25 protein-coding genes are annotated in these 22290 nt (G+C 67.3%); 10 read left to right on the forward strand and 15 right to left on the reverse strand.

Annotation, left to right across the window (positions count from 1 at the left end; all coding sequences use genetic code 11):
* Nucleotides 1-14: 14 nt before the first annotated feature.
* From GORHZ_RS06550 to GORHZ_RS06570, 5 genes are read right to left on the reverse strand one after another with little or no spacing between them, the layout of a single operon-like run.
* Nucleotides 15-647, reverse strand: coding sequence for a TetR/AcrR family transcriptional regulator (locus tag GORHZ_RS06550; RefSeq protein WP_040530477.1), 633 nt, complete (start codon nt 645-647; stop codon nt 15-17).
* On the reverse strand, nt 647-1513 hold the full coding sequence (locus tag GORHZ_RS06555) for an ABC transporter ATP-binding protein (RefSeq protein ID WP_006331415.1): 867 nt from the start codon (nt 1511-1513) through the stop codon (nt 647-649). The genes GORHZ_RS06550 and GORHZ_RS06555 overlap by 1 nt, the downstream gene beginning before the upstream one ends.
* Nucleotides 1510-2352 (reverse strand): ABC transporter ATP-binding protein, encoded by an 843-nt coding sequence (locus GORHZ_RS06560; RefSeq protein ID WP_006331416.1) that lies wholly within the window; start codon nt 2350-2352, stop codon nt 1510-1512. Before GORHZ_RS06560 ends, GORHZ_RS06555 begins: the two co-directional genes overlap by 4 nt.
* Nucleotides 2349-3410, reverse strand: coding sequence for an ABC transporter permease (locus tag GORHZ_RS06565; RefSeq protein ID WP_040530458.1), 1062 nt, complete (start codon nt 3408-3410; stop codon nt 2349-2351). Before GORHZ_RS06565 ends, GORHZ_RS06560 begins: the two co-directional genes overlap by 4 nt.
* Before the next feature lie 47 nt (nt 3411-3457).
* Nucleotides 3458-4123 (reverse strand): TetR/AcrR family transcriptional regulator, encoded by a 666-nt coding sequence (locus GORHZ_RS06570; RefSeq protein ID WP_006331418.1) that lies wholly within the window; start codon nt 4121-4123, stop codon nt 3458-3460.
* A gap of 160 nt (nt 4124-4283) precedes the next feature.
* Between GORHZ_RS06570 and GORHZ_RS06575 the strand changes: the two genes are divergently transcribed.
* Entirely contained in the window at nt 4284-5507 is a 1224-nt protein-coding gene (locus GORHZ_RS06575; RefSeq protein ID WP_040530460.1) for an oxygenase MpaB family protein, read from the forward strand.
* Between the two features lie 53 nt (nt 5508-5560).
* Nucleotides 5561-5998, forward strand: coding sequence for a VOC family protein (locus GORHZ_RS06580; protein ID WP_006331420.1), 438 nt, complete (start codon nt 5561-5563; stop codon nt 5996-5998).
* A 6-nt stretch (nt 5999-6004) separates the two neighbouring features.
* Here the strand turns inward: GORHZ_RS06580 and GORHZ_RS06585 are convergent, their stop codons facing one another.
* From GORHZ_RS06585 to GORHZ_RS06595, 3 genes are all read right to left on the reverse strand, one after another.
* Nucleotides 6005-6589: an FKBP-type peptidyl-prolyl cis-trans isomerase gene (locus GORHZ_RS06585; RefSeq protein WP_040530462.1), complete on the reverse strand. Its 585-nt coding sequence runs from the start codon at nt 6587-6589 to the stop codon at nt 6005-6007.
* A gap of 91 nt (nt 6590-6680) precedes the next feature.
* The gene (locus tag GORHZ_RS06590) at nt 6681-7040 is read right to left on the reverse strand and encodes a hypothetical protein (protein ID WP_157205092.1); all 360 of its coding nucleotides are present in this window, start codon (nt 7038-7040) and stop codon (nt 6681-6683) included.
* Between the two features lie 94 nt (nt 7041-7134).
* Nucleotides 7135-7446 carry a DUF3303 domain-containing protein gene (locus GORHZ_RS06595; RefSeq protein WP_006331423.1) on the reverse strand — a complete coding sequence of 104 codons (312 nt, stop codon included), beginning with the start codon at nt 7444-7446 and terminating at the stop codon, nt 7135-7137.
* A gap of 238 nt (nt 7447-7684) precedes the next feature.
* Here GORHZ_RS06595 and GORHZ_RS06600 point away from each other — a divergent pair, with 238 nt between their 5' ends.
* Nucleotides 7685-8116 carry a PPOX class F420-dependent oxidoreductase gene (locus GORHZ_RS06600; protein ID WP_006331424.1) on the forward strand — a complete coding sequence of 144 codons (432 nt, stop codon included), beginning with the start codon at nt 7685-7687 and terminating at the stop codon, nt 8114-8116.
* Nucleotides 8117-8155: 39 nt separating this feature from the next.
* Here GORHZ_RS06600 and ilvD read toward each other — a convergent pair whose 3' ends face one another.
* Together ilvD and GORHZ_RS06610 are read right to left on the reverse strand one after the other, a co-directional pair.
* Nucleotides 8156-9898, reverse strand: coding sequence for a dihydroxy-acid dehydratase (ilvD, locus tag GORHZ_RS06605; RefSeq protein WP_006331425.1), 1743 nt, complete (start codon nt 9896-9898; stop codon nt 8156-8158).
* Nucleotides 9899-10016: 118 nt separating this feature from the next.
* A complete protein-coding gene (locus tag GORHZ_RS06610; RefSeq protein ID WP_006331426.1) occupies nt 10017-10292 on the reverse strand; it encodes a DUF4242 domain-containing protein in 276 nt (91 codons plus the stop codon).
* A gap of 133 nt (nt 10293-10425) precedes the next feature.
* On the opposite strand from GORHZ_RS06610, the gene GORHZ_RS06615 reads away from it, so the two are divergent.
* The 5 genes from GORHZ_RS06615 (at nt 10426) to GORHZ_RS32190 (ending at nt 15508) form a co-directional block, all read left to right on the forward strand.
* Nucleotides 10426-12996 carry an ATP-binding protein gene (locus GORHZ_RS06615; RefSeq protein WP_006331427.1) on the forward strand — a complete coding sequence of 857 codons (2571 nt, stop codon included), beginning with the start codon at nt 10426-10428 and terminating at the stop codon, nt 12994-12996.
* A gap of 154 nt (nt 12997-13150) precedes the next feature.
* On the forward strand, nt 13151-13672 hold the full coding sequence (locus GORHZ_RS06620) for a hypothetical protein (RefSeq protein WP_006331428.1): 522 nt from the start codon (nt 13151-13153) through the stop codon (nt 13670-13672).
* 86 nt (nt 13673-13758) lie between these two features.
* The gene (locus GORHZ_RS06625; RefSeq protein WP_051998778.1) at nt 13759-14484 is read left to right on the forward strand and encodes a cation efflux transmembrane domain-containing protein; all 726 of its coding nucleotides are present in this window, start codon (nt 13759-13761) and stop codon (nt 14482-14484) included.
* Nucleotides 14485-14492: 8 nt separating this feature from the next.
* Entirely contained in the window at nt 14493-14969 is a 477-nt protein-coding gene (locus tag GORHZ_RS32185) for a bile acid:sodium symporter (protein WP_006331430.1), read from the forward strand.
* A complete protein-coding gene (locus tag GORHZ_RS32190) occupies nt 14966-15508 on the forward strand; it encodes a hypothetical protein (RefSeq protein WP_006331431.1) in 543 nt (180 codons plus the stop codon). Before GORHZ_RS32185 ends, GORHZ_RS32190 begins: the two co-directional genes overlap by 4 nt.
* Nucleotides 15509-15574: 66 nt before the next feature.
* On the opposite strand, the gene GORHZ_RS06635 is transcribed toward GORHZ_RS32190, so the two are convergent.
* A complete protein-coding gene (locus GORHZ_RS06635) occupies nt 15575-17230 on the reverse strand; it encodes a DUF6777 domain-containing protein (protein WP_006331432.1) in 1656 nt (551 codons plus the stop codon).
* A 367-nt stretch (nt 17231-17597) separates the two neighbouring features.
* Here GORHZ_RS06635 and GORHZ_RS06640 point away from each other — a divergent pair, with 367 nt between their 5' ends.
* Nucleotides 17598-18113: a putative immunity protein gene (locus tag GORHZ_RS06640; protein WP_006331433.1), complete on the forward strand. Its 516-nt coding sequence runs from the start codon at nt 17598-17600 to the stop codon at nt 18111-18113.
* Nucleotides 18114-18150: 37 nt separating this feature from the next.
* On the opposite strand, the gene GORHZ_RS06645 is transcribed toward GORHZ_RS06640, so the two are convergent.
* From GORHZ_RS06645 to map, 4 genes are all read right to left on the reverse strand, one after another.
* Nucleotides 18151-19392, reverse strand: a complete 1242-nt coding sequence (locus GORHZ_RS06645; protein WP_169330661.1) for a wax ester/triacylglycerol synthase domain-containing protein — start codon at nt 19390-19392, stop codon at nt 18151-18153.
* A 47-nt stretch (nt 19393-19439) separates the two neighbouring features.
* A complete protein-coding gene (locus GORHZ_RS06650; RefSeq protein WP_040530466.1) occupies nt 19440-20903 on the reverse strand; it encodes a multicopper oxidase family protein in 1464 nt (487 codons plus the stop codon).
* A complete protein-coding gene (locus GORHZ_RS06655; RefSeq protein WP_006331436.1) occupies nt 20900-21175 on the reverse strand; it encodes an SHOCT domain-containing protein in 276 nt (91 codons plus the stop codon). Before GORHZ_RS06655 ends, GORHZ_RS06650 begins: the two co-directional genes overlap by 4 nt.
* A gap of 167 nt (nt 21176-21342) precedes the next feature.
* Nucleotides 21343-22113: a type I methionyl aminopeptidase gene (map, locus tag GORHZ_RS06660; RefSeq protein WP_006331437.1), complete on the reverse strand. Its 771-nt coding sequence runs from the start codon at nt 22111-22113 to the stop codon at nt 21343-21345.
* Here map and GORHZ_RS06665 point away from each other — a divergent pair, their 5' ends adjacent.
* On the forward strand, nt 22114-22284 hold the full coding sequence (locus GORHZ_RS06665; RefSeq protein WP_006331438.1) for a hypothetical protein: 171 nt from the start codon (nt 22114-22116) through the stop codon (nt 22282-22284).
* Nucleotides 22285-22290 lie beyond the last annotated feature (6 nt).

Below are 22290 nucleotides of genomic sequence, written 5' to 3' on the forward strand. Positions count from 1 at the left end.
ACTTCGAGGCAGGCTCACCGCGCAGCGTCACGGAGACCGGAGACGTCGGGGTCCTGCGCCGACAGATAGTGGTCGATGACGGGTCCGACGCGGACCGCGAGATCGTCGAGGCCCGCCCCGGCGATGTCCGGCTGCCGGATCACGTGCCGCAACAAGACGAGACCGACGATCTGACCCGCGATCAGGGCCAGCCGGAGGTCACGTTGGTCGTCGGAGACGCACTCGCCCAGCGCCGTGTGCGCGATCCCGAGGAAGAACACGCTGAGGGCCTCGCCGATCTCCGGATGGGTCACCGCGATCCGCAACAGTGCGACGGCCCGGTCGCGGCGAGGTCCGTCGTCCTCCCAGACGTGCAGCACCCGGGTGATGAACTCGGTGCCCGGCTGCGGAAGGAACGCCGACAGGCCCCCGAAGACCTCGGCGGGATCGACATCGGGACGCAATGCCTCGACGACGAGTGCGTCCTTGTTGCCGAAGTAGTGGTGGATCAGTGCCGGGTCGACGCCGGCGCGGGATCCGATGGCCCGCATCGTCGTTCGCTCGAATCCCCGGTCGGCGAACAGTTCCCGCGCCGCGGCGAGGATGACTTCGCGTCGGTTGGGTTCGTCGGCACCCAGCCGAGGCCGGCCCCGGGTCCGGCCGGCCATCATTGATCGGCGGCTCGCGCCAGCACGAGCATCCGCTCTTCGAGCGTGGCCGCGACCGGTTGGACCGTGGCCGGAATCCCGGCATCGGCGAGGACACGGTGCAGGACATCGGGATCGGTGTCCGCGACGCGGATCGATCGGCCCGAGAGGATCACCGGAACCCCGGCCGCGTTGAGCGCGCCGAACGCCTGCGCCCAGTCGTCGGTGGTGACCGCGACTGCGCGCGTGTCACCGATGACGTCGGATTCGCTGCCCTGGCCGACCAGCAGCCCGTTCGACATGAGCAGCAGGCGGTCGCATTCCTGCGCCTCCTCCATGTAGTGGGTGGTCACCAGAACCCCTGCCCCTCGGTCGGCCTCGGCGCGGATCGTGTCCCACAGCCGGGCCCGGGACAGCGCGTCGACCCCGGAGGTGGGTTCGTCGAGGACCAGCGCCACCGGTGTGTGGGCCAGTGCGGCGAGGAAGGCGACGCGGCGCTGCGCGCCCAGGGGCAGCGCACCCACCAGCGTGTCCGACGACGCCTGGAGATCGGGTGGGAGTTCCGGTGCCGCCACGCCATAGGTGCCCGTCGAGAACGCGAGGTTCTCGGCGACTGTGAGGTCCTGATAGAGCCCGAGGTTCTGTGGGACGTAGCCGAGTCGGGCGCGACGCGATCGGTCGGGCGGTCCGTCGAAGAGGGTGACCGCACCGCTGCTGGGTCGCAGCAGCCCGAGCAGCATGCGGATGAGAGTGGTCTTGCCGGCGCCGTTGGCGCCGAGCAGGCCCACCACCTCGCCGGGTTCGACATTCATCGTCACGGTGTCGACCGCGGTGAAATCGCCGAAGCGGCGAGTGACATCGTGCGAGCGGATGATCCCGGTATTCATGGGGCGACCTCGGAAACACCGGTTTCGGTCGACAGCATCCGCCGCAGCGACAGTGCGATCACGATGTCCTCCAGATCAGGGTCGACCGTCGAGGAGTTGGTCGGGGTGGCGCCCGGCGGCCAGTATTCGTGCCGTTCGTGCCCGCGACGCCACGACCATTCCGGGCGCACCGGGTCCGCGGTCCGCGTGATGGTGCCGGTGAAGCCGCGGTGCACATCGTCGTAGGAACCCTGCGCGAGGATGCGGCCGCGCTCGAGAACCACCAGATACCCGGCGCGCTCGGCCTCATCGAGGTAGGTCGTGGACATCAACACCGCCGCACCGTCGGCAGCGGCCTCGGAGATCATGCGCCACAGATCGATTCGGCTCACCGGATCGACCCCGGTACTCGGCTCGTCGAGCAGCAGCAGCGACGGACGGTGGATCATCGCCATCGCGGCGGCGAGTTTGCGGCGCATGCCTCCGGACAGGGCCGAGGCGGTCCGGTCGGCGGCTCCGGTCAGTCCGGCACGCGCGATCATCTCGTCGATGCGGGCGGTGGCGTCGGAGCCCGACCTGCCGTAGATCCCGGCGACGAACTCCAGGTTCTGTCGCACCGTCAGCGCCGCCCAACTACCGGGGCCCGCCGGCAGGAGTCCGAGGTCGGACTTGTCCGGCGCGCTCATCGTGCCGGCGTCGAGTGCGACCTCGCGCGCCAGCGTGCGCAGCAGCGTGGACTTGCCCGCGCCGTCGCCGCCGACCACTGCGACGATCTGACCCGACGGGACGTTCACCGACACCCCGTCGAGGGCGACGGTGTCGCCGAATCGGACGGTGGCGGAGCGGACGTAGGCACTCATGCCGCGTCGACGGTGTCATCAGAATGCGAGCGCGACACACCGGGGGCCAGATCGCGACGGAACCGCAGTGTGGCGCCGGTGAAGACGATCACCGCCATTGCCGCCAGCACGGTCAGCGGCAACCACAGCGACTCGATCGGTGCCGCTCGCAGCATGACGCCCTGCGAGATCATCGTGAAGTAGGTCAGGGGGAGCAGGTAGCCGATCCAGCGCACCCCGGCGGCCATCGCGTCGAGCGGAAAGATCATGCCCGACAGCAGGATCTGCGGTAACAGGAAGAAGAACGCGGTCTGGATGGCCTGGCCGGTCGTCTGGGAGACCGTCGAGATGAACACGCCGAGACCCAGCACGACGAACAGGAACAGGGCTGCGCCCAGCGCGAACACCGCAACGTTGCCGTTGAACGGGACATCGAACAGCAGCATGCCCAGGGCGGTGACGACGATCATGTCCAGCGAGGCGAGCAGGAAATACGGGGTGATCTTGCCGAGGATGACCTGACTCGGTTTGATCGGCATGACGGCCAGCTGCTCGAGCGTCCCCGCCTCCCGTTCGCGGACGAGTCCGATGCTGGTGACGATGGTTCCGATGAAGGTCAGAATCAGGCCGATGATGGCGGGGATCATCACCCAGGAGGTTTTCAGCTCGGGGTTGAACAGCACCTCGGTTGTCACGCTTCCGCCGGACTTGTTGAGGATCGACACCGTGGACTGTGCGGAGAACAGGTTCGACCCGTCCACCAGGGCGAGAACCGGGGAGGACCCCGTGACGTCCTGTCCGGTTACGAGTGCCACGTCGACCTTGCGTTCGCGCAGCATGGTTTCGGCGTCGTCTCGCGTGTCGCCGGGCGCGATCACGGTTACGTCGAAGTAGGGCGGCAGGGCGGCGGCCACCTGCTCGGCCCCCGGGCCGGTAACCGCCGTTTTCGCCGAGGACACATAGAAATTCGCGGCGTAGCCGAAGATCACCAGCAACAACAGCGGTAGCACGATGAGCAGTGCGAGCGTGCGGCGATCGCGCCGAAGCTCGCGGAACTCCTTGACGATCATTGCACGCATAAGGGCAGGGTACGAGCCCTCACCCCCAGAAGTCAACGGACGTTGAATTAATTCTGCGGTTCGAGCATCGGAACGAGGAATCGTCGCGCGAGGGCGGCCAATTGATCGTCGTCGGACAGGTCCACGAGCTGACTCGGGATGGTCAGGAAAGAGGCCGAGATGCGCACCATCATCTCGGCGACCATGTCGACGTCGAGGTCGGGGGAGACGTTGCCGGCCTCCTGCTCGCTGCGCAGCTGCCCTGCGACGAACTGTCGCACCGTGGACACCATGCCGCCGTCATCGCCGATGAGCGAACCGACCAGCAGGGACAGGTCGGTTTCCAGGAGGCCGCTGATGATCGGGTTGCCCGAGATGGCACCCAGCGAGCTGACGAATCCGGCGACCACACGGTCGGCTGCGGTGCGTGCAGGCTGCACGTCTTCGAGGAATTGCACGAAGTAGCGCCGGAACTCCCGCACGATGAGTTGTTCGACCAGCGCGTCCTTCGTCTCGAACTTGCGATAGAGCGTGATCCGGGACAGCCCGGCCCGCCGCGCGACCTCTTCCATGGAGGTGCGCTGGATGCCCGATCGGGAGAACAGGTCGAAGGCTGCGTCCAGCAGTCGGGCGCGGGTCCGGTCGCCGTCGTCGGTTCGCGTGATCGCGTCGGTGTAGGCACGTTCGAGCAACGACTTCGCTGTCGTCGTCGGGGCGGTGGGTGCTGGATCCATCGGCACTTCCTCACGCTAGCGGAAACAACTGTCGCGCGGATCCGGCGCCACAATCCCCACCTCTTGTGAGTGCCATCACAACGTGCTATGCATGATGCAATGAAACACATCATGTTTCATTGCATCAATTCCATATTGTGACTGGTCGGGAGCTGCAGAAATGGAAGATTTCAGTAGGCGGAACCTGTTGAGGGCGGGCGGTGTGGCGGGGGCTGCCGGCGCGTTGGCGGTGGTCGCGCCGTCGACGCCGTGGACATGGTCGCCTGCGTCATCGGTCCCCGGTTATGGCAGCGGCGCAGATCCGAGGGGTGTCTGGGACGTCGAGGCCGATCCGGTGGTGGCGAGGTTGCTCGACCGCGGTGAGATTCCGCGGGTCAATCAGCTGTTGCGCGCGTGGACCAAGAACGGACAGCCCTTACCCGCCGGGCTTCCGTCAGAGTTGCGTGACTTCATGGAACATGCGCGCCGGCTGCCGTCATGGACCGATCACGACAAGTTGGCGGCGGCCGTGAAGTTCAACCAGAAGAGGGGGACTTATCTGGGGGTGCTGTACGGATTCGCCAGTGGGATGATGAGTACGGTCATCCCGCGGGAGGCCCGGGCCGTGTACTACTCACAGGGTGGCGCGGACATGAAGGACCGCATCACCAAGACCGCGAAACTCGGCTACGACATCGGTTCACTCAACGCCTATCAGCCCGACGGCGAGATGATCGTGACGTGTCTGAAGACCCGCTTGGCGCATGCATCCGTGCGCCATATCCTGCCGAGGTCACCGTGGTGGAGTCACGTGGCATCCGAGGAGATCCCGATCAGCCAGGCCGACATCATGGTCACCTGGCACAGCTTGCCGACGACGGTGATGCGCAATCTGAAGAAGTGGAATGTGCCGACCGCCGCCGACGAATCAGCGGGCTTCCTGCACTCTTGGCAGGTGACCGCGCACATGCTCGGTGTCCAGGATCAGTACATCCCCAAATCGTGGAATGCTGCCGACGCGCAGGCCCGGCAGGTGCTCGACCCGATCCTGGCCCCGACGACGGAGGGGATCAAACTCTCCGACATCCTGCTCGACCTCGGGATGAACCTGGATCTCACGTTGATGAGCAGGCCCGTCCTGGGGGCGATCACGCGATTCATGTTGGGGGACAAGATCGCCGACTGGCTCCACATCCCGCGCGAACCTGTGTGGGGGCCCCTGCTCGAAACGGCCTGGGGGCCATATGTGGCGGTGCGCGAAGGGCTTCTGAATGTCGGAATGCCCCGAGAGGCCTACTGGTTGTTCGACGAGTTCCTACGACAGTTCGTGCTGTTCTACATGTCCGAACTCCGGATGCCGATCAACATCACGATTCCTGCCGCCAACAATCCGCACTACGGGTGAGGTCGTTCTGATCGAGGACGCGAACAGTCCGGAATCCGTGCGATCGTGAGGATATGACTCGTGAGATCCAGGTGACCTTCGATTGCGGGGATCCGGCGGCGCTGGCCGCGTTCTGGGCGTCGGTGCTCGGCTACCGACTCCAGGACCCGCCACCGGGGTTCGACAGCTGGGATGCGGCGCTCGACGCGTTGGGTGTGCCGGCGGAGCGGCGAAACGACGCGTCGGCGATCGTGGATCCGTCCGGTGCCGGACCTCGGTTGTTCTTCCAACGGGTCCCAGAAGGCAAGACGGCGAAAAACCGTGTGCACCTGGATGTTCGGGCTGCGCCCCGTCTGGCCGGCGATGAGCGCATGGCCGCGCTCGAAAAGGAGTGCGACCGCCTTGTCGGCCTCGGTGCCACCCGGATCGCCCGGCACGAGCCGGCGCCACCGCTGGAGGGTGGACACATCGTGCTGGGTGATCCGGAGGACAACGAGTTCTGCCTCGACTGAACCGGGTCAGCCCTGCGCGGACAGGATCTTTATCGCGAACACCAGTGTGTCGCCCTTCTCGATCCCCGCGGCCGGGTTGCCCTCCGGGTAGCCGTCGGCCGGGGTCATGGCGACCGCGACGGTGGAGCCGACCGTCTGTCCGGCGATGGCCTTCTGGAAGCCTGCGACGACTCCGTTGAGGGGGAAATCGGCGGGGGTTCCGCGCTCGTAGCTGCTGTCGAAGACCGAGCCGTCGCGGCCGTCGACACCCACGTAGCAGACCGACACGGTCGCCGAGTCGGCCACCACGGGTCCGTCGCCCGCCTGCAGAGTGTGGACCTGTGTCTCGGTCACGCTGAACGGTGTGGTGACGTCGATGATCGGCGCGGTGGTGTCGGTCGACCCGGTGACCGCGACCTTGCCGGTGGCACCCTCGTAGGTCCATTCGGCCTCACCGCCGGACTCGGGGGCGGTCGTCGGACACGAGGCGGCAGCTGCGGTCGCAGACGTTTCGGGTGCCGTTGATTCGGTGCTGTCCGAGCTGGAGCCACAGGCGGCGAGCGTGAATGCGAGGGTGGAGGCGGCGAGTGCGGCGATCAAGCGCGAGTTCATTCGGTCAACGCTACAGAAGGCGGTTCGGCTGGTTGTGATCTCCACAGGCGCCGCCGCTGGAGTCGTCGGTCGGTGCCGAGGTGGTGGCCGCTCAGATGGTGATGACTGTTGCACCTTCGAGGGTGTAGCGCAGATACGCCTCGCGGGCGGCTTCGAGCTGGATGCCGCGATGGGCGAGAGGATCGGTCGCACCGAGTTTCAGTGCGAAGTTGAGGCAGGCGCTGACCGGCACGCCCGACGCGATGAGGTCATCAATGGCGGCGTTGAACTCGGCGCGTCGTTCGTCGGTGAGAGCACGCTGCGCCGAGGCGAAGACAAACACCTCGAGCGTGACCCCGCGTTCGGGGGCGACCTCATGGATGCGGCGCGAGACGGTGGTGGCGCCGATGAGGGCGTCGGTGTCCGCTCGCACGATGTTGATCACCGTCTTCGGCTGGATGGAAGGTGTCACGTCACCATCGTTCACCATCCCGACGTCGTCGGCTGGGTGAGATCCTGTCGATCGTGCCCGGTCCCAGGCACGATCATGCGCAGTTCGGTGCGATTCAGCTGATCGATTCTCGGAAGTCGACTCCCTCCTGTGCCACTTGCACCCAGTTGTTGATGTCGATGACGGGATACACCTGGAATTCGTTGGTGGTGCCGAACTTTTCGGCCCCCTCCAGCACGTCCGTCGGATTGTCGGTCTCGACGACGGCGAACCCTCCGTTGCCGTCGAGTCGACCCACGAACTGATGGAACGTCTCGCTTTCCGGTGGCTGCCACTTCGAGAACAGGGCGAGGGCGCGCCGGAACGACGCGTCATTGTCTTCTTCCGAGCCGTTGGCACGAGTCGTCCACGAGATTACGTACTTCATTTCGTTCTCCTAAAGAATCATCATTGATCTACTGTCTTGCGCGGGAACGGTATTCAACCTCACTCTCTCAAGTGTCCTCTCGGCCTGATGTGAACGGAACCCTGCTGTGAAAGTCGCGAGGTTTGGCAACGGATCCGTCACATCGCCGGGAACCTGCCGCCGTGGTGATGTGCTCCGCGATCGGACGAGGTGCTCCGGCAGGTGGAATGTGGTCGGTAGCCGCGGGGTTGGCATAAACATGACCGATACCGAGTTCGACCCACGTTCCCTGATCGCTGACACGAAGATCGCCATCCTCGCCACCATCAAGGCGAACGGGCTTCCGCAGCTGTCACCGGTGACCTCGGTCTACGACCGCGACGGTGACACCATTTACGTCTCGATTGCCGAGGGTCGGGCGAAGACCGCGAATCTACGGCGAGACCCACGGGCCGTGATCGAATACACCGGACCCGACCATTACACCTGGGCGACCGCGGAGGGTGCGGTGACGCTCACCGGGCCCGGGGCTGATCCGAACGGCCCCGAGGTCGACGCCCTCGTCGAGTACTACCGACGAGCGGCAGGCGAACATCCCGACTGGGACGAGTACCGACAGGTCATGGTTGCCGATCGTCGGGTCCTGATGGCGCTACGCATCGAGCACGTCTACGGTGCCAAACTGAGGTGAGGAGGATCGTGACGTCGGTCGACCCGGATGGTCGGTGACCTACCCGCAGACCGCTCCCCGTGACGCCGAGGTCACCAGCTTCGTGTACTTGGCGAGCACCCCGCGCGTGTATCGGGGCGGAAGCGGACTGAAACCCTCTGCACGCGTGCGCAATTCGGACTCGTCGACCAGTAGGTCGAGTGTGCCTGAACCGACGTCGAGGCGGATCCGGTCTCCGTCGCGAACAAATGCGATCGGGCCGCCGTCGACGGCCTCGGGCGCCACGTGCCCGACGCAGAGGCCGGTGGTGCCGCCGGAGAAGCGCCCATCGGTCATCAGCAGGACGTCCTTGCCGAGCCCGGCGCCCTTGATCGCCCCGGTGATGGCCAGCATCTCGCGCATACCGGGGCCACCCTTCGGACCCTCATAACGGATCACGACGACGTCGCCGGCCGTGATCGTGCCGTCCTCGAGGGCATCCATGGCGGCGCGCTCGCGATCGAAAACCCGTGCGACGCCCTCGAAGACGTCGGAGTCGAACCCCGCGGACTTCACCACGGCCCCTTCCGGGGCGAGTGAACCCTTGAGGATCGTGATCCCTCCGGTCGGGTGGATGGGTGCGGTCGTCGCACGCAGCACGCGACCGTCGGGGTCGGGTGGGGCGATTTCGGAGAGGTTCTCCGCCACCGTCTTTCCGGTCACGGTCAGGCAGTCGCCGTGTAGGAGTCCGGCGTCGAGGAGGGCCTTCATGATCACGGGTACCCCGCCGATGCGATCGACATCGGTCATCACATGTTTGCCGAAGGGTTTGACATCGGCGAGATGGGGAACGCGGGCGCCGATGCGGGAGAAGTCGTCGAGGGAGAGATCGACATCGGCCTCGTGGGCGATCGCGAGCAGGTGCAGGACGGCGTTGGTCGATCCGCCGAATGCCATCACCACCGCGATGGCATTTTCGAACGCCGCCTTCGTCAAGATGTCGCGGGCGGTGATCCCGTGTCGCAGCAGTCCGACGACCGCGGCACCGCTCTGGCGGGCGTATCGGTCGCGGCGCCGGTCCGCGGCGGGGGGTGCGGCGCTGCCGGGCAGGGACATGCCGAGCGCCTCCGCGGCACTGGCCATGGTGTTGGCGGTGTACATGCCACCGCACGCGCCCTCGCCCGGGCAGATCGCGCGTTCGATCGTGTCCACATCCGCGCGGCTCATCAGGCCGCGCGCGCAGGCGCCGACCGCCTCGAAGGCGTCGATGATCGTCACCTGGTGTTCGGATCCGTCCGACAGGGTGGCGTAGCCGGGCATCGTCGAGCCCGCATAGAGGAAGACATTGGCGAGATCGAGCCGCGCCGCAGCCATGAGCATGCCCGGCAGCGACTTGTCACAGCCGGCCAGCAGGACCGAGCCGTCGAGCCGTTCGGCGCTCATCACCGTCTCGACGCTGTCGGCGATCACCTCACGCGACACCAGCGAGAAATGCATGCCCTCGTGTCCCATCGAGATGCCGTCGGAGACCGAGATCGTGCCGAACTCGAGCGGGTAGCCGCCGGCCTCGAAGACGCCGTCCTTGACCGCCTTGGCCAGGCGGTCCAGAGACAGGTTGCAGGGCGTGATCTCGTTCCACGACGACCCGACGCCGATCTGGGGCTTGTCCCAGTCGTCGTCGCCCATGCCGACCGCGCGGAGCATGCCGCGGGCCGCGGTCTTCTCCAGTCCGTCGGTGACATCGCGGCTGCGAGGCTTGACGTCGATCTCGGTGTCCGCAACCGGCGCCGAACCTGTTCTGATGTCCATGAAGTCAGACCCCATGAAGTCACACTAGGTCCACGAGGGGGGGTTCGTCCGTTGTGACGCGGAATCGGCCAACGCGAACCACACTCCGGGGTGACTGGCTGGGCCACCCCGGAGTGTGGGTTCGCCGACGCGATCAGTCGCCCGCGGTCTGCGGGCCGAACTCGGATGCGACCTCGGTGACCGTCGTGCACGGGAAACCGGCTCGCCGGGAATGCTCGCGCACGGTCGCCTCGTCCGCGGTCTGGTGGACGCAGTAGACCTTGTCGCCCGCGGCATAGCTGGTGACCCAGTTGTACGGGACACCGAGAGATTCCGCGGTTGCGTTGGAGACGCGTGCGATCTCGGCGAGCGCGGTCGCGTCGAGTTCCTTGGCGCCGGGGAAGTCACGTTCGATGACGAAGGTTTTCATGACGGATTCTCCTTTTCTCGGGGAGTGGGTGTGCCTGACCAGCGTCGCTCGTCGCGCACACCACCGACATCGGGAGAAGCCACCCATCTTCGCTGCCCTTGTGTGCCGCTCGAGTTGGTGCCTATCGTCTGGTGTGGCTCTGATCGAGCGCGACGAAGAGCTGGCGGCGCTCGTGGCACACGCCGACCGGGCGCGTGCGGGTGAAGGTTGCGTCGTGATGGTGACCGGTGAGGCAGGAGCGGGGAAGACGGTCGTCGTCGAAGAGTTCGTGCGCCAGTCCTCCGGCGGGTTCCGGGTGCTGTGGGGGGCCTGCGATCCGCTGGTCACGCCGCGCCCGCTGGGCCCGCTGTTCGACGTCGTCGATGCTCTGTCTCCGGAGACTCGCAGCACGCTGTACCGCGCCGAACACTCCTATGACATCTTCGACGCGGTGAGCGCCGATCTCGCGTCCACGCCAACACTGCTCGTCATCGACGATGCACACTGGGCCGATCAGGGGACCACCGACTTCCTCCGGCACCTGATGCGGCGTATCCGCGACAGCACGACCCTGGTGGTGATCATCGCCCGGCGCGACGAATCACCCGGTCCCGCGGACCCGGTGCGGATTCTCCTGGGTGACGTCGCACGATCCTCGTCGGCCACATCGATTGCCGTGCAGCCACTCTCGGTCGACGCGGTGGCCCGGCTCGTCGGTGACCGGCCCCTGGATCCGGTGGCCCTGCACAACCTCAGCGGCGGTAACGCCTTCTTTGTGACCGAACTGCTCGACCACGATGGCGACGACCTGCCGGCGACCGTGCGCGATGCGATCCTGGCCCGCACCGTCGGGCTGGACGCCGCGTGCTGGGACGTGCTGAACCTGCTGGCGTGTTCGCCCGGATCGGTGCCGGGTCCGGTGATGGCCGAGCTGGGTGCCTCGGCAGACGCCCTGGGGCGGCTGGGCGGGGCGCATCTGGTGCGCCGTACGGCGCGGGGTGTCGCGTTCTGGCATGACCTGTGCCGGCTCGCCGTCGCGGATGTGATCCCGCCCGGGGCCGAGACGTCGCTCCACCGCCGGATGATCGCCGCCTACGACGCCGTCGGCGACGGCGACCATGCCACGATCGTCCACCACGCGCAGGGTGCCGGGGACCGCGCTCGGGTCCGTGCGGCCGCGGCCGCGGCCGGTCGCGTCGCAGCACGTTCGGGTGCGCATCAGCAGAGCGCCGAGTTCTTCCGGACGGCGCTGGCCGCCGGCCGCGGAAACGACGCCGACGACACCGAGCTGCTGGAGTCGCTCGCGGCGGAGTTCTATTTGATCGATCGCCTGGACGAGGCGATCGACGCGTGCGAATCGGCACTCGAGCTACGCCGGCGCGCCGACGATGTGGACGGCGTGAGCGCCGACCACAACGCGCTGGCCATCTACGAGTGGTACAACGCCGACCGTGCTGCCGCGGATCGGCATGTCGCCCAGGCGATCAGCGTGTATGACGCGGTCGACCGCATCGGGCCGCCACTCGGCCACGCCTACGCGATGCGTGCGTTCCTGGCAGTGCAGTCGGCATCGGTCCAGGAGGCTCGGCAATACGTCGGGCAGGCCCGGCGGGTGTCGGAGATCGTCGACGACCCGACACTGCGGGCACGCATCGCCATCGTCGACGGACTCTGCGACGTCGCCTCCGGTGACTCCGCCGGGCGTCGGCACATCCTGGACGTGCTGGCGCGTGCCCCCGAACACCTCGACGAGGTCCATTCGAGCGGCTACAGCAACCTGGCCTATTTCGATGTCGAGCACCGACGATTGGCGGCGGCAGCCGACCTGCTGTCCACCAGTATCGACATGACCGTCGACAGCGATCTCCCGGTCTGCCGGGTCTGGCAGGTCGCCACGCGCGGGCGACTCGAATTCCTGAGCGGCCGTTGGGAGGAGGCTCTGGACGATTCCACGACGGTGCTCGACGGTCCGTCGGCTCCGCTGGCGCGACCATCGCCGCTCCTGATCCGCGGACTCGTCGAGCTGCGATCGAACAGTGGCGGCCGTGACGATCTGGATAGTGCCTGGGCGTTGGCCGTCCGGTACGGGGAATCGTTGCGATTGGTTCCGGCGGCGGCCGCACTCGTGGAGCAGATGTGGCTGACCGGGTCTCCGGATGACCGGATCGCCGAGTTCGCGCGGCTCGCCGACGACGACGGAGACGGATTGCAGTGGGCGAGAGGAGACCTGGCCGTCTGGCTGAAGCGGATTGGTATCGATGTGGCGACCGTGGGCATTGCGGCGCCGTGCGCGGCGTGGCTCGCGGGTGATGTCGGTGCGGCCGCACAGCAGCTTGCCGAACTGGGTCTGACCTTCGACGCGGCGGTGGCATGTACCGAGACCGCTGACCCAGCAGATGTCGGCAGGGGACTGGAGACCCTCGATCGGCTGGGCGCGCACGCGACAGCCGCAAAGATCCGTCGCGACCTGCGGGTGGCCGGGATGTCTGCGGTCCCGGCGCGACGGCGACCTTCGACGATGGCCAACGCCGCTGGACTGACCCGACGCCAGATCGAGGTTCTCGCGCTGATGGGCGAGGGCCTCACGAACGCGGAACTCGCCGAACGCCTCTACCTCTCGGCGAAGACGGTCGACCATCACGTGTCGGCGATCCTGACCCGACTCGAGGTGCCGAACCGTCGTGAGGCGGTGCGTCGCGGACGCGAGTTCGGTCTGATCGGCTGATCCGACGACGACTCCCCATACGTGGCGCGTGGCGATGGTGCCGCAACGTGGGGAGGTTTTCCCGATTCGGGAAGGTGCCCACCGACCGGATGCTGATGACACGTCCCCGGAACAGCTCGGGTTCGCATCATCAATTCCACGCCAGGAGCAGATCATGAGTCACACATCCCGCATCCGACGAGCCGGCGCGACGATCGCCGCCGTCGCCATCGCCGCCGGATTGGCGACCGCCACGTCCGTCGGGTCGGCGGTGGCCGCCCCGCCGGCGACGGGCGCCCGCCTGATGGTCTATGCACCCGACACCTCCAACATCAGGGTCACCATCGAAGGCGTCTTCCCGATGAGCCGGATCGACGCGGACACCGTCATCAAGTACATGAACGACCAACGCGCCGGGGGAGTGACGTACACCCTGCGCGCCGACGACCCGGGTGCCAACGACGCGGTGGTGTTCGAGCGCTACGTCACCGGCACCGGGACCATGCCGGGCGGTCACCTCCTCGCCACCGACGAGGGACTGCACTACCTGAAGATCATGCTCGTTCCGCGGGAGTACATGGACGAGGACCACAATCCGTTCGACGACACCGACGAGATCTACGCCCAGGTGCACCTCAACTACGCGCAGGGCGGGGACCGGTATGCGACGAGCCCGGTCGTGGCGAGAAACTACTGACGCGGCGCACGTGCCCGTGTAGAGGGGCATGGCATGGGCGCGGTTCCCCTGAACCGATCAGTCGCCGTACTGTCAGCGCTATGGATATGCTCGCCGGTCATCGAGACACCGGACCGATCGGCCGTGGGCCGACGTCGGTCGAGCGCCGGCAGATCCTGCAGCGACGTATCCGGTGGCTGGTAGCGGCAACGATCGGCTACAACGTCGTCGAGGCTGCGATCGCGATCGGTGAGGGCGCGCGCGTGTCGTCGGGAGCGCTGATCGGATTCGGGCTTGATTCAGTGATCGAGGTGTCCTCGGCGGCCGCGGTTGCCTGGCAATTCGCCGGTGCCGATCCGGAACGCCGGGAGAAGGCGGCGCTGCGTTTCATCGCGTTCTCCTTCTTCGCGCTGGCGCTGTATGTGAGCGTGGAGGCGATCCGATCGCTGATGGGGCTGGGGGAGCAGGCGCGGCATTCGACGATCGGAATCACGTTGGCCGCTGTCAGCCTGATCGTGATGCCGGTGCTGTCGTGGACCGAGCGTCGTGCCGGTCGAGAACTCGGTTCGCTGTCCGCGGTCGCGGATTCCAAACAGACACTGCTGTGCACGTACCTGTCGGCGGTACTGCTGGTGGGCTTGGTCCTCAACAGCTGGCTGGACTGGTCGTGGGCCGATCCCATTGCGGCGCTGGTGATTGCGGCCGTCGCAGTGCGCGAGGGCGTCAACGCATGGAAGGGCGACGCCTGTTGTGCGCCGTCGGCTGTCACGACCACAGACGATGCGGGTCGGTGCTGCGACGGTGACTCGCACGGGCACTGCGCATCAGAGTGACTGACCCGATGCAGTCGGGGCCGGGGGATCGGGTGTCGTCGGTGGCGGCGGTGCTGGAGCGTCATCAGGTCGTGCTCTACGTGGCAGCCATCGGTGCCGGCGCCGTGATCGGGCTGGGGATCCCCGGTGGTGCAACGGTTCTCGAGCATGCCATCAACCCAGCGCTGGCGGCCTTGTTGTACGTCACGTTCCTGCAGGTTCCGGCGCGCACCCTGGTGGCGGCGGTGCGCGACGTCCGGTTCATGGCGGCGGTGCTGACCGTCAATTTCGTGGTGGTGCCGGTCGTGGTGGCGGCCATGTTCGGGTTCCTGCCGTCCGATCAGGCGGTCCGCATCGGGGTGCTCTTGGTGTTGTTGTGCCCGTGTGTCGACTACGTGATCGTCTTCTCCGGATTGGCCGGTGGCGACAACCATCGTCTGCTGGCGGCCACCCCTGCGCTGCTGTTGCTCCAGATGGCAGTGCTGCCGCGCTGTTCCTGGTATTGATTCTGGGTTCGGAGCTGGCCGACATCGTCGAGGTGGGCCCGTTCGTCGAGGCATTTGTCGTGCTGATCGTCATCCCGCTCACTCTCGCATGGCTGACCCAGTGGTGGTCGGCGAGACATCCGGCCGGGCAACGATTCTCCCTGCGCGCGTCCACCACGATGGTGCCGCTGATGATGCTGGTCCTGACGCTCGTGGTGGCCTCCCAGTTCCCCAAGGTCGACGACAGCCTGTCCGAGGTGGCAGCCGTGGTGCCGTTCTATGTGCTCTTCCTGGCGATCATGCCGGTCGCCGGCATCGGGGTCGGGCGTATGTTCGGACTCGCGACTCCCGCTCGTCGCGCGGTGGTCTTCTCCGGGGCGACACGCAACTCGCTGGTGGTGTTGCCGTTGGCCCTGGCGCTGCCGGCCGGGCTCGAACTCGCAGCCGCGGTCGTGGTGACCCAAACCCTGGTGGAGGTCATCGGGATGGTTGTGTATGTGCGTCTCGTCCCGCGGTTGCTTCCGCAGCCGAGTGCCCAGGGGCCTGATACTCGTCGGTGACGCGACGGACGCCGCAGCGACCATCCGCCCCACCAGAGGCGAAGGCGAATGGTCGCGGCGACCGGTTCAGCTCGTCGGTGTCGTCGTCGTTGTCGTCGACGGCAACTCGAGGCCGGCCTCGGGCTGTGCCGGTGCCGGCGGGACGAGTTCCTCGGTGGTCGTCGGGATCTCGGTCGTCGTGGTGGGTTCCTCGGTTGTGGTCGTCGGAGCCTCGGTGGTCGGGACCTCCGTGGTGGTCGGGATCTCGGTGGTCGTCGGCACAGTGGTCGTCGGAACCGTGGACGTCGGGATGGTCTCCCACATCGCGCTGCTGACCGCCACCGTCTTCGACCCGCCGGCTTCGGTGAGCGACAGCACCCAGACACCGTGCGCGTCGGTTGCCGACGTGACCGCGCTGCGGGTCAGCGACCCGGCGGACACCGACCGCGAGACGCTGTCGCTGCAGCTCAGCTGCAGGAGCGAGGCGTCGGGCGTGGCGGGCACGGTGCACGACACCGAACTGCCGTCGCGATCGAAACCGAAGCTGCCGATGCGATCACCGACACCGCTGAACGAGGTCGGCGACGGTGGCTGTGACGTCTCGGAACTCTCCGAAGTCTCTGTCGTCGTGGTGCCCGGTACGGCCGAGGTGGATTCCGCGGCCGGCGTCGACGGCGGCGCGGCCATGACCGAGGACGGCACGTCGCCGGGCGTGGACGGCGACTCGGCCGCTGCTGACTCGGCCGCCGCTGACCGGACCGCCGAGGACTCCGGTGCACCCTCGGGCACACCGTTGTTCGCGACCGCACGTTCGTCGACCTCGGCGGCCGCTTGCGTGCTGCCCGCGCGTTCGAGGCCGTTGGCGGTGGCGTCGTCCTCGCTGTCGGGTGTGTATGCAGTGTTCAGTGCGGCCGCAGTCGGCAGCTGTTCGGTCAGCGGCGGAACGCCGGTCAGATTGAGGCCGCCGCCGATGCGTTGCTCGGTGAGCTGACTGGTGAACAGGTTGACCAGCGTGAGCAGTGCGGTGTTCGGTGTGCCCGCGGCGGGAGTGGGCGCGGCGGGCACGACGGTCGTCGTGTTGTTGACGACGGTCACGTGCTGATTCTCGTACGCCACTCGGGTCACGGTGGTGCTGCGATAACCGCGCCAGGGTGACCCGATGACCCGGTACCCACCGATCGGTGCGGCGGCCGGCGGCGCCAGCGGGTTGCCGCAGCTACACACCGCACGCGGCACACCGGCCCCGTCGACGTAGACCGAGGTACCCGCCTGCAGAACGGACTGGAACGGGTGCGCGCCACCGCCGCCGTAGGTGTGGTTGGTGACCCAGGTGTCGGCGGTCAGCACCACCGGTGTCAGCGTGTTCAGGTAATACGGGATCGACGCCGGGCTGATACCGAACACGCCGGCCCACGCCCGCGCGGTGTCCGGGGAGGACATCAGCCGGTTGCTCAGGGCCGCGGTGTCGCAGGTGGCGCTCCCGGTGGACGCGTACAGGCCTGCCTGGGTGCCATTGACGGTCCGCGCACCGTTGTCGGGTGCGCCGACCTGGGCGGGGAGGCGGTTGGCGTCGGGGAGATCCGCGTTGGTCACCAGGACCGGCGCGGTGAACGGGTCGTCGCCGGGATCGTTCGCCGCGTTCAGCGTCAGACCGGGAATCCTGATGTCGCCGTTGCGGGCCTTGACCACCAACACCACACCCGTGGCCACGATCAGCGCCAGGACGAGAACGATCGCGGCCAACGCGATGGTCAGTGGGCGACGGTTCTTCGGTTGGGGCGGTGGGGGGAACGCGCCGAAGGACCCCGACGGATAGGTTGGGGGGCCGGGTGGGTAGTACGGACATCGGTCACGCTCCTACGGGGCATTCTGTGGACGCCAGGCGGGTGAAACGGTGACGACGAGATCCGGGGGTGCCACCGGTGACGAGTATTCTGGTGGCCATCGACCTCCGGCAAGCCATGACCAGCACAAAAGGGGTGCGCGGCGCAAAACCACCCGTTCGGACTACACGGCCGTAACGAGTGAGTTCGATAAAGCGAACCACCGGGGAAGAGCACCCGAACCGGGGGTCGCCACAGGCCCGGTATACGACCCAGGGGCGACGTCGATGATTTTGCCGCGGGAGCGTGATCCGCGCTTCATCACGATCCGCCGCGGAGGGACTCTCACCGATTCCGACCATCGGTTGCTCGCCGTGTGGGCGGCCGTTTGCGCCGAGCATGTCCTGGGCTTGTTCGAACAGGCACAACCGGAGGATCCGCGCCCGCGTCGCGCGATTGAGCAGATCCGCGGCTGGGTGCGCGGGGAGGTCATGATGATGGACGCCCGGGCGGCGGGCGGTCATGCGATGGGTGCGGCCCGGGATCTGCGTGGGGCACCTCGTTTCGCCGCCTACGCCGCCGGACAGGCAGGGGCCGTCGCCCACGTCGCGGCGCACGAGCTCGGCGCGGCCGCCTACGCCATCAAGGCCGCCCGCGCCGCGGCACCACCGGGCGACGGTGACAGCGCCGGACGTCGGGAGTGTCAGTGGCAGCGCGACCAGCTCCCCGACGCGATCCGTGACCTCGTGCTCGATGATCAGCGCCTGCGCAACGACATCTGCTGGTCGGTCTTCGACGTCTGATCACCGTGTGCGCAGAACCCACTCGAGCGACGGTCGCTCAGCCGTGCGTGTCCGGCGCCGCGATCGCGGTCAGTTCTTTCGTCAGCGCGTCGGCCAGCGTGTCGGCGGGGATCGCGGCCGCCGTATTGATGCCCAAGCCGAGCACACCGGCGTACGACGCAGCGACGATACTGATGCGGACGTTGCCGCCGAGCGTCCCAACCCCGTGCATGTCGAGAAGAGGCGCTGTGTCGAACACGATCCTGCTGTCCGGTCCTGGGACGTTGCTCGTGACGAGGCCGATCGTGCGCTGGCTCCGGCTGTAGCGGTCGAAACGGCGCATCATCCATCGGCTGCGCATCGGAGGGAACGTGCCGGCATGCCGAGCATCGGTGATCGCTGGTCCGGCACTGGCGTGGATTGCGCGAATGCGCTCGACACGATCATCGATACCGAGCGGCAGTGGCACGAGCGCGGCCCCGATCGCATTGCCCTCGCCACGGCGCCGCTTGAGGCCCACCGGAACGGACACCGCGACCGAGTCGGGCGGGTTCTCGCCGAGCGAGCTCAGTGTCGTGACCACCGCACCGGCCACCGCGGCGAGGACCCCGTCGTTGACCGTGCCGCCGGCCTCGGCGACGCCGGCCCGGAAGGCCGTGAGATCGACGTCGACAAACCGTACCGAACGAGGCCCGCCGGTCGGGCCGAGCAGTGCACTCGGCGGCACCTTGGGACCGGCGACCACGCGCCGGAACTGCCCGACTCGTGCGCGGACGGCCCCGACATGCTCGAGGTGTCTCGCGCCGGTACCCGCGGCGACGGGTGCCGTATCAGCAAGTGCGGCAACAAGTACGGCCGAGGCGAGTCCGTCCGCCACGGCATGGTGGATGCGGATGACGATCCCGGCGCCGCCCGAGCCGAGACGCGGAACCAACACGATCTCCCACAACGGATACGCGTGGTCGAGCCGAGTGGTCAACAGACCTGCGCACAACTCCTCCAGGCTGGCCGCCTCGACCACCCGGATGTGGCGAGCGGGGTCGACGGCGGCCTCCCGCCAGCGCCACACGCGTTCAGACGTGTCGGCCCGCTGTCGAAAACGCGGTACGGCCGCGGCGCGGGGGAGGAGTACCGTCCGTGCCCGGTCGAGATCGATGCTGCCGTCGGGCCGGACGAACCCGCCGGGCCCCAGGTGCCCGGCCAATACAAAGGCGTTCACCCGGTCCGCGGAGTCGAATACCAGGTTCGCGACGTCGGTCGGCGCGATGATCTCGTCGTCGGGACGACGTATGGCGGTCACGGTCTCATTGTGCGCCGACACGGACGATCTTCGGCGGGCGATCGTCGTTATCGGGCCTGGATCACGCCCATCATCCCCAGGTCCTCGTGGTCGAGGATGTGGCAGTGGTACAGGGTGTTTCCGGGGAACCGGTCGAAGGAGATGCGGACGGTGACCGACTGGCGGGCGGGGACGTCGACGACATCGCGGACGTCGACGGTCTGCACCTCGGAATCCGCTCCGCGGACCACCTGCATCGGCCAGATGTGCAGGTGGAATGGATGATTCATCGGGGACTGGTTGACGATCGTCCACTCCTCGACGGTGCCGACGCGCACCGTCTGGTCGACGCGATTGGGGTCGAACGCGCGACCGTCGATCAGGAACCGCATCCCGCCCCCACCTCCCATGCCGCCCATGGTCATCGTCAGGGTGCGAGTGGCGTCCACCGCGGCGACGCGCAGGTCCGGTCGCGGCGTGGTTGATGCGTCGGCGACGACCGAGGCCGGTGCCTCGGCATCGGGCACGATCGACAGCACCGTGGCCTCGGGGGAGACGGCCGATTGTCCACCCATCATGCCCATCCCCGCCTGACCGCGGTCGTAGGCGGCGGCGGTCAGCTCGACCGGCGATGACGGCACCGTGATCACGAGATCAGCCCGGTTACCGGGCGTGAGCACCACCCGCTGCGTCGACCGTGGCTGCGCCAACCGGACCGAATCTCGGCCGCGCAGCTGGGCATCCAGACCGGCGAGCTCCAGGTCGAGATACCGACTCGAGCAGGCGTTGACCACCAGCAGTCGTTCACGCCCACCAGCCGGGGCGCGCAGCGCGGGAGTGACCTGCCCGTTGGTCAGCAGCGTCTGGCCGGTGCGTCCCAGCATCCGTTCCACTCCGGAGACGCCGGCGACCTGCCCGTCGACGACGGTGACATCTGAGACCACGACGACCCGCGGAGGCACTGTGGCCCAGTCGTCCTCGTCGACGATGATCGCCCCGTACAGCCCGGCGAACAGTTGGTCGGCAACCATGCCGTGGTGGTGGGGGTGATACCAGCAGACCCCGGCCGGGTGGTCGTCGGGCAGGTCGATCTCGTAGTCGAACGTCTCGCCGGGGGCGATCCGCAGGAACGGGTTGTCGCTGTTGCCCACCGCGGAGACGACCAGCCCGTGGGTATGGAGGTTGGTGGGTTCGTCGAGCCCGTTGTGCAGGTGGATTCGCAGACTGTCGCCCGGGCGTACGTGCAGGGTCGGACCCGGCACCGACCCGTTGTAGCTCAGCATGCGCACCGTCGTGCCGTCGATGGTCACGTCGGTCGCACCCAATCGCAGATCGAGTTCGAGGACGCCGTTTTCGGAGCTGAGCACCGGTGGCTCGGTCCAGGTCGTGCCCGAGCTGCCCGACGATGAGTTCGATGACGACGACGTCGAGGAGCGCGACCCGACGACGAGCCCCGTTGTACCGACCGCGACCGCGCCGACGCCGAGCGCCCCGAGGGTCAAGGCCTGCCGTCGCGAGAATTCTTTGGTCATCGGCCCTGCAGAATACGCATGCGGGTGTTGAACTCCTCGGTGTCGATCTCACCGCGCGCATACCGTTCCTCGAGAATCCGGCGCGCCGACTCTCCGGCGTCCGGTGCCGGCGAAAGGCCGGTCGGTGGAGGTTCCGGGGCGGCCGTCGATCCTGAGTTGCGGCGCATGGCGAGTCGGACCGCGACATAGACGAGCAGGCCTATCCCGACGATCAGAAACACCATCCAGAGCCAGCCCAGGCCGGATCCCGTCCCGTCCGAACTCCCCATCATTCGTCGTCACCCACCTCTCCTGGTGCTTCACGCCTCACTGCGCACCCTTGTCGATACCTATAGGGGTATACGGGTCATCGTACGCGTCGAGGTGTTCACGCCCGGGAACCACCGATCGTCGGGGTGGTGACCCGTCCGCCGGCGCCGTCTCAGCCCGGTGACCGGGGTCAGCATGCGCGCTGAGTCAGGATGAGGGGTTCGTCGTCGGTGACGGCGATCGTGTGTTCGCTGTGGGCGGTTCGCGAGCCGTCGGCGGATCGGATGGTCCAGCCGTCGGGGTCGTAGACGATCTGGTTGGTACCTCCGGCAAGCCAGGGCTCGAGCGCGAGGGTCAGGCCCGGTCTCAGCCGCATGCCCTGTCCGGCCCGCCCGAGATTGGGGACGTGCGGGTCCTCGTGCATGGTTCGGCCGAGACCGTGCCCGCCGAATTCGGTATTGACCGGGTAGCCGTAGTCGGCGGCGACACCGCCGATCGCGGCGGAGATGTCGCCGAGGTGTCGGCCGGGACGTGCGGCATCGATACCGGCGGCGAGGGCCCGTTCGGTGGCCTCGATCAACCGCTGATCTTCGGGTCGAGGGGTGCCGACGATGAGACTGCGGGCCGAGTCCGCCACCCATCCGTCGATGGAGACCGCGATGTCCATGCTCAGCAGATCCCCTTCGCGCAGAACGTAATCGTGCGGCAGGCCATGAAGCACCGCATCGTTGACCGACAGACAGATGACGTTGCGGAACGGGCCGCGACCGAACGACGGTGCATAATCCCAATAGCACGACACCGCACCGCGCTCCGCGATCAGTTGCCGGGCACGGTGTTCGAGGTCGAGCAGATTGACGCCCACCAACGCGCGCGCATGTAGGTCGTCGAGCAGTTCGGCGATGAAGTCGCCGGTGGTGCCCATCGCCTCGATCTCCTTCGGTGTCTTCAACTCCACCACGTGTCCATCCTTCGCTCGATCGGCGATCCGGTATACCGCAAGATCCAGACCGGGCGCCTGGCGACGCCCGCCTTCACCACGGTCGCCGCTCTGGCAGCCGTGCTGGAGGTGCCCCTCGAGGACCTCGCCCAGATCTGTATTCCCGAGCTGAACCTACAACGGACCGGATAGTGGGTT

This window comes from Gordonia rhizosphera NBRC 16068, from assembly GCF_000298195.1.
In the GTDB taxonomy this organism is placed as follows: Bacteria; Actinomycetota; Actinomycetes; order Mycobacteriales; family Mycobacteriaceae; genus Gordonia; species Gordonia rhizosphera.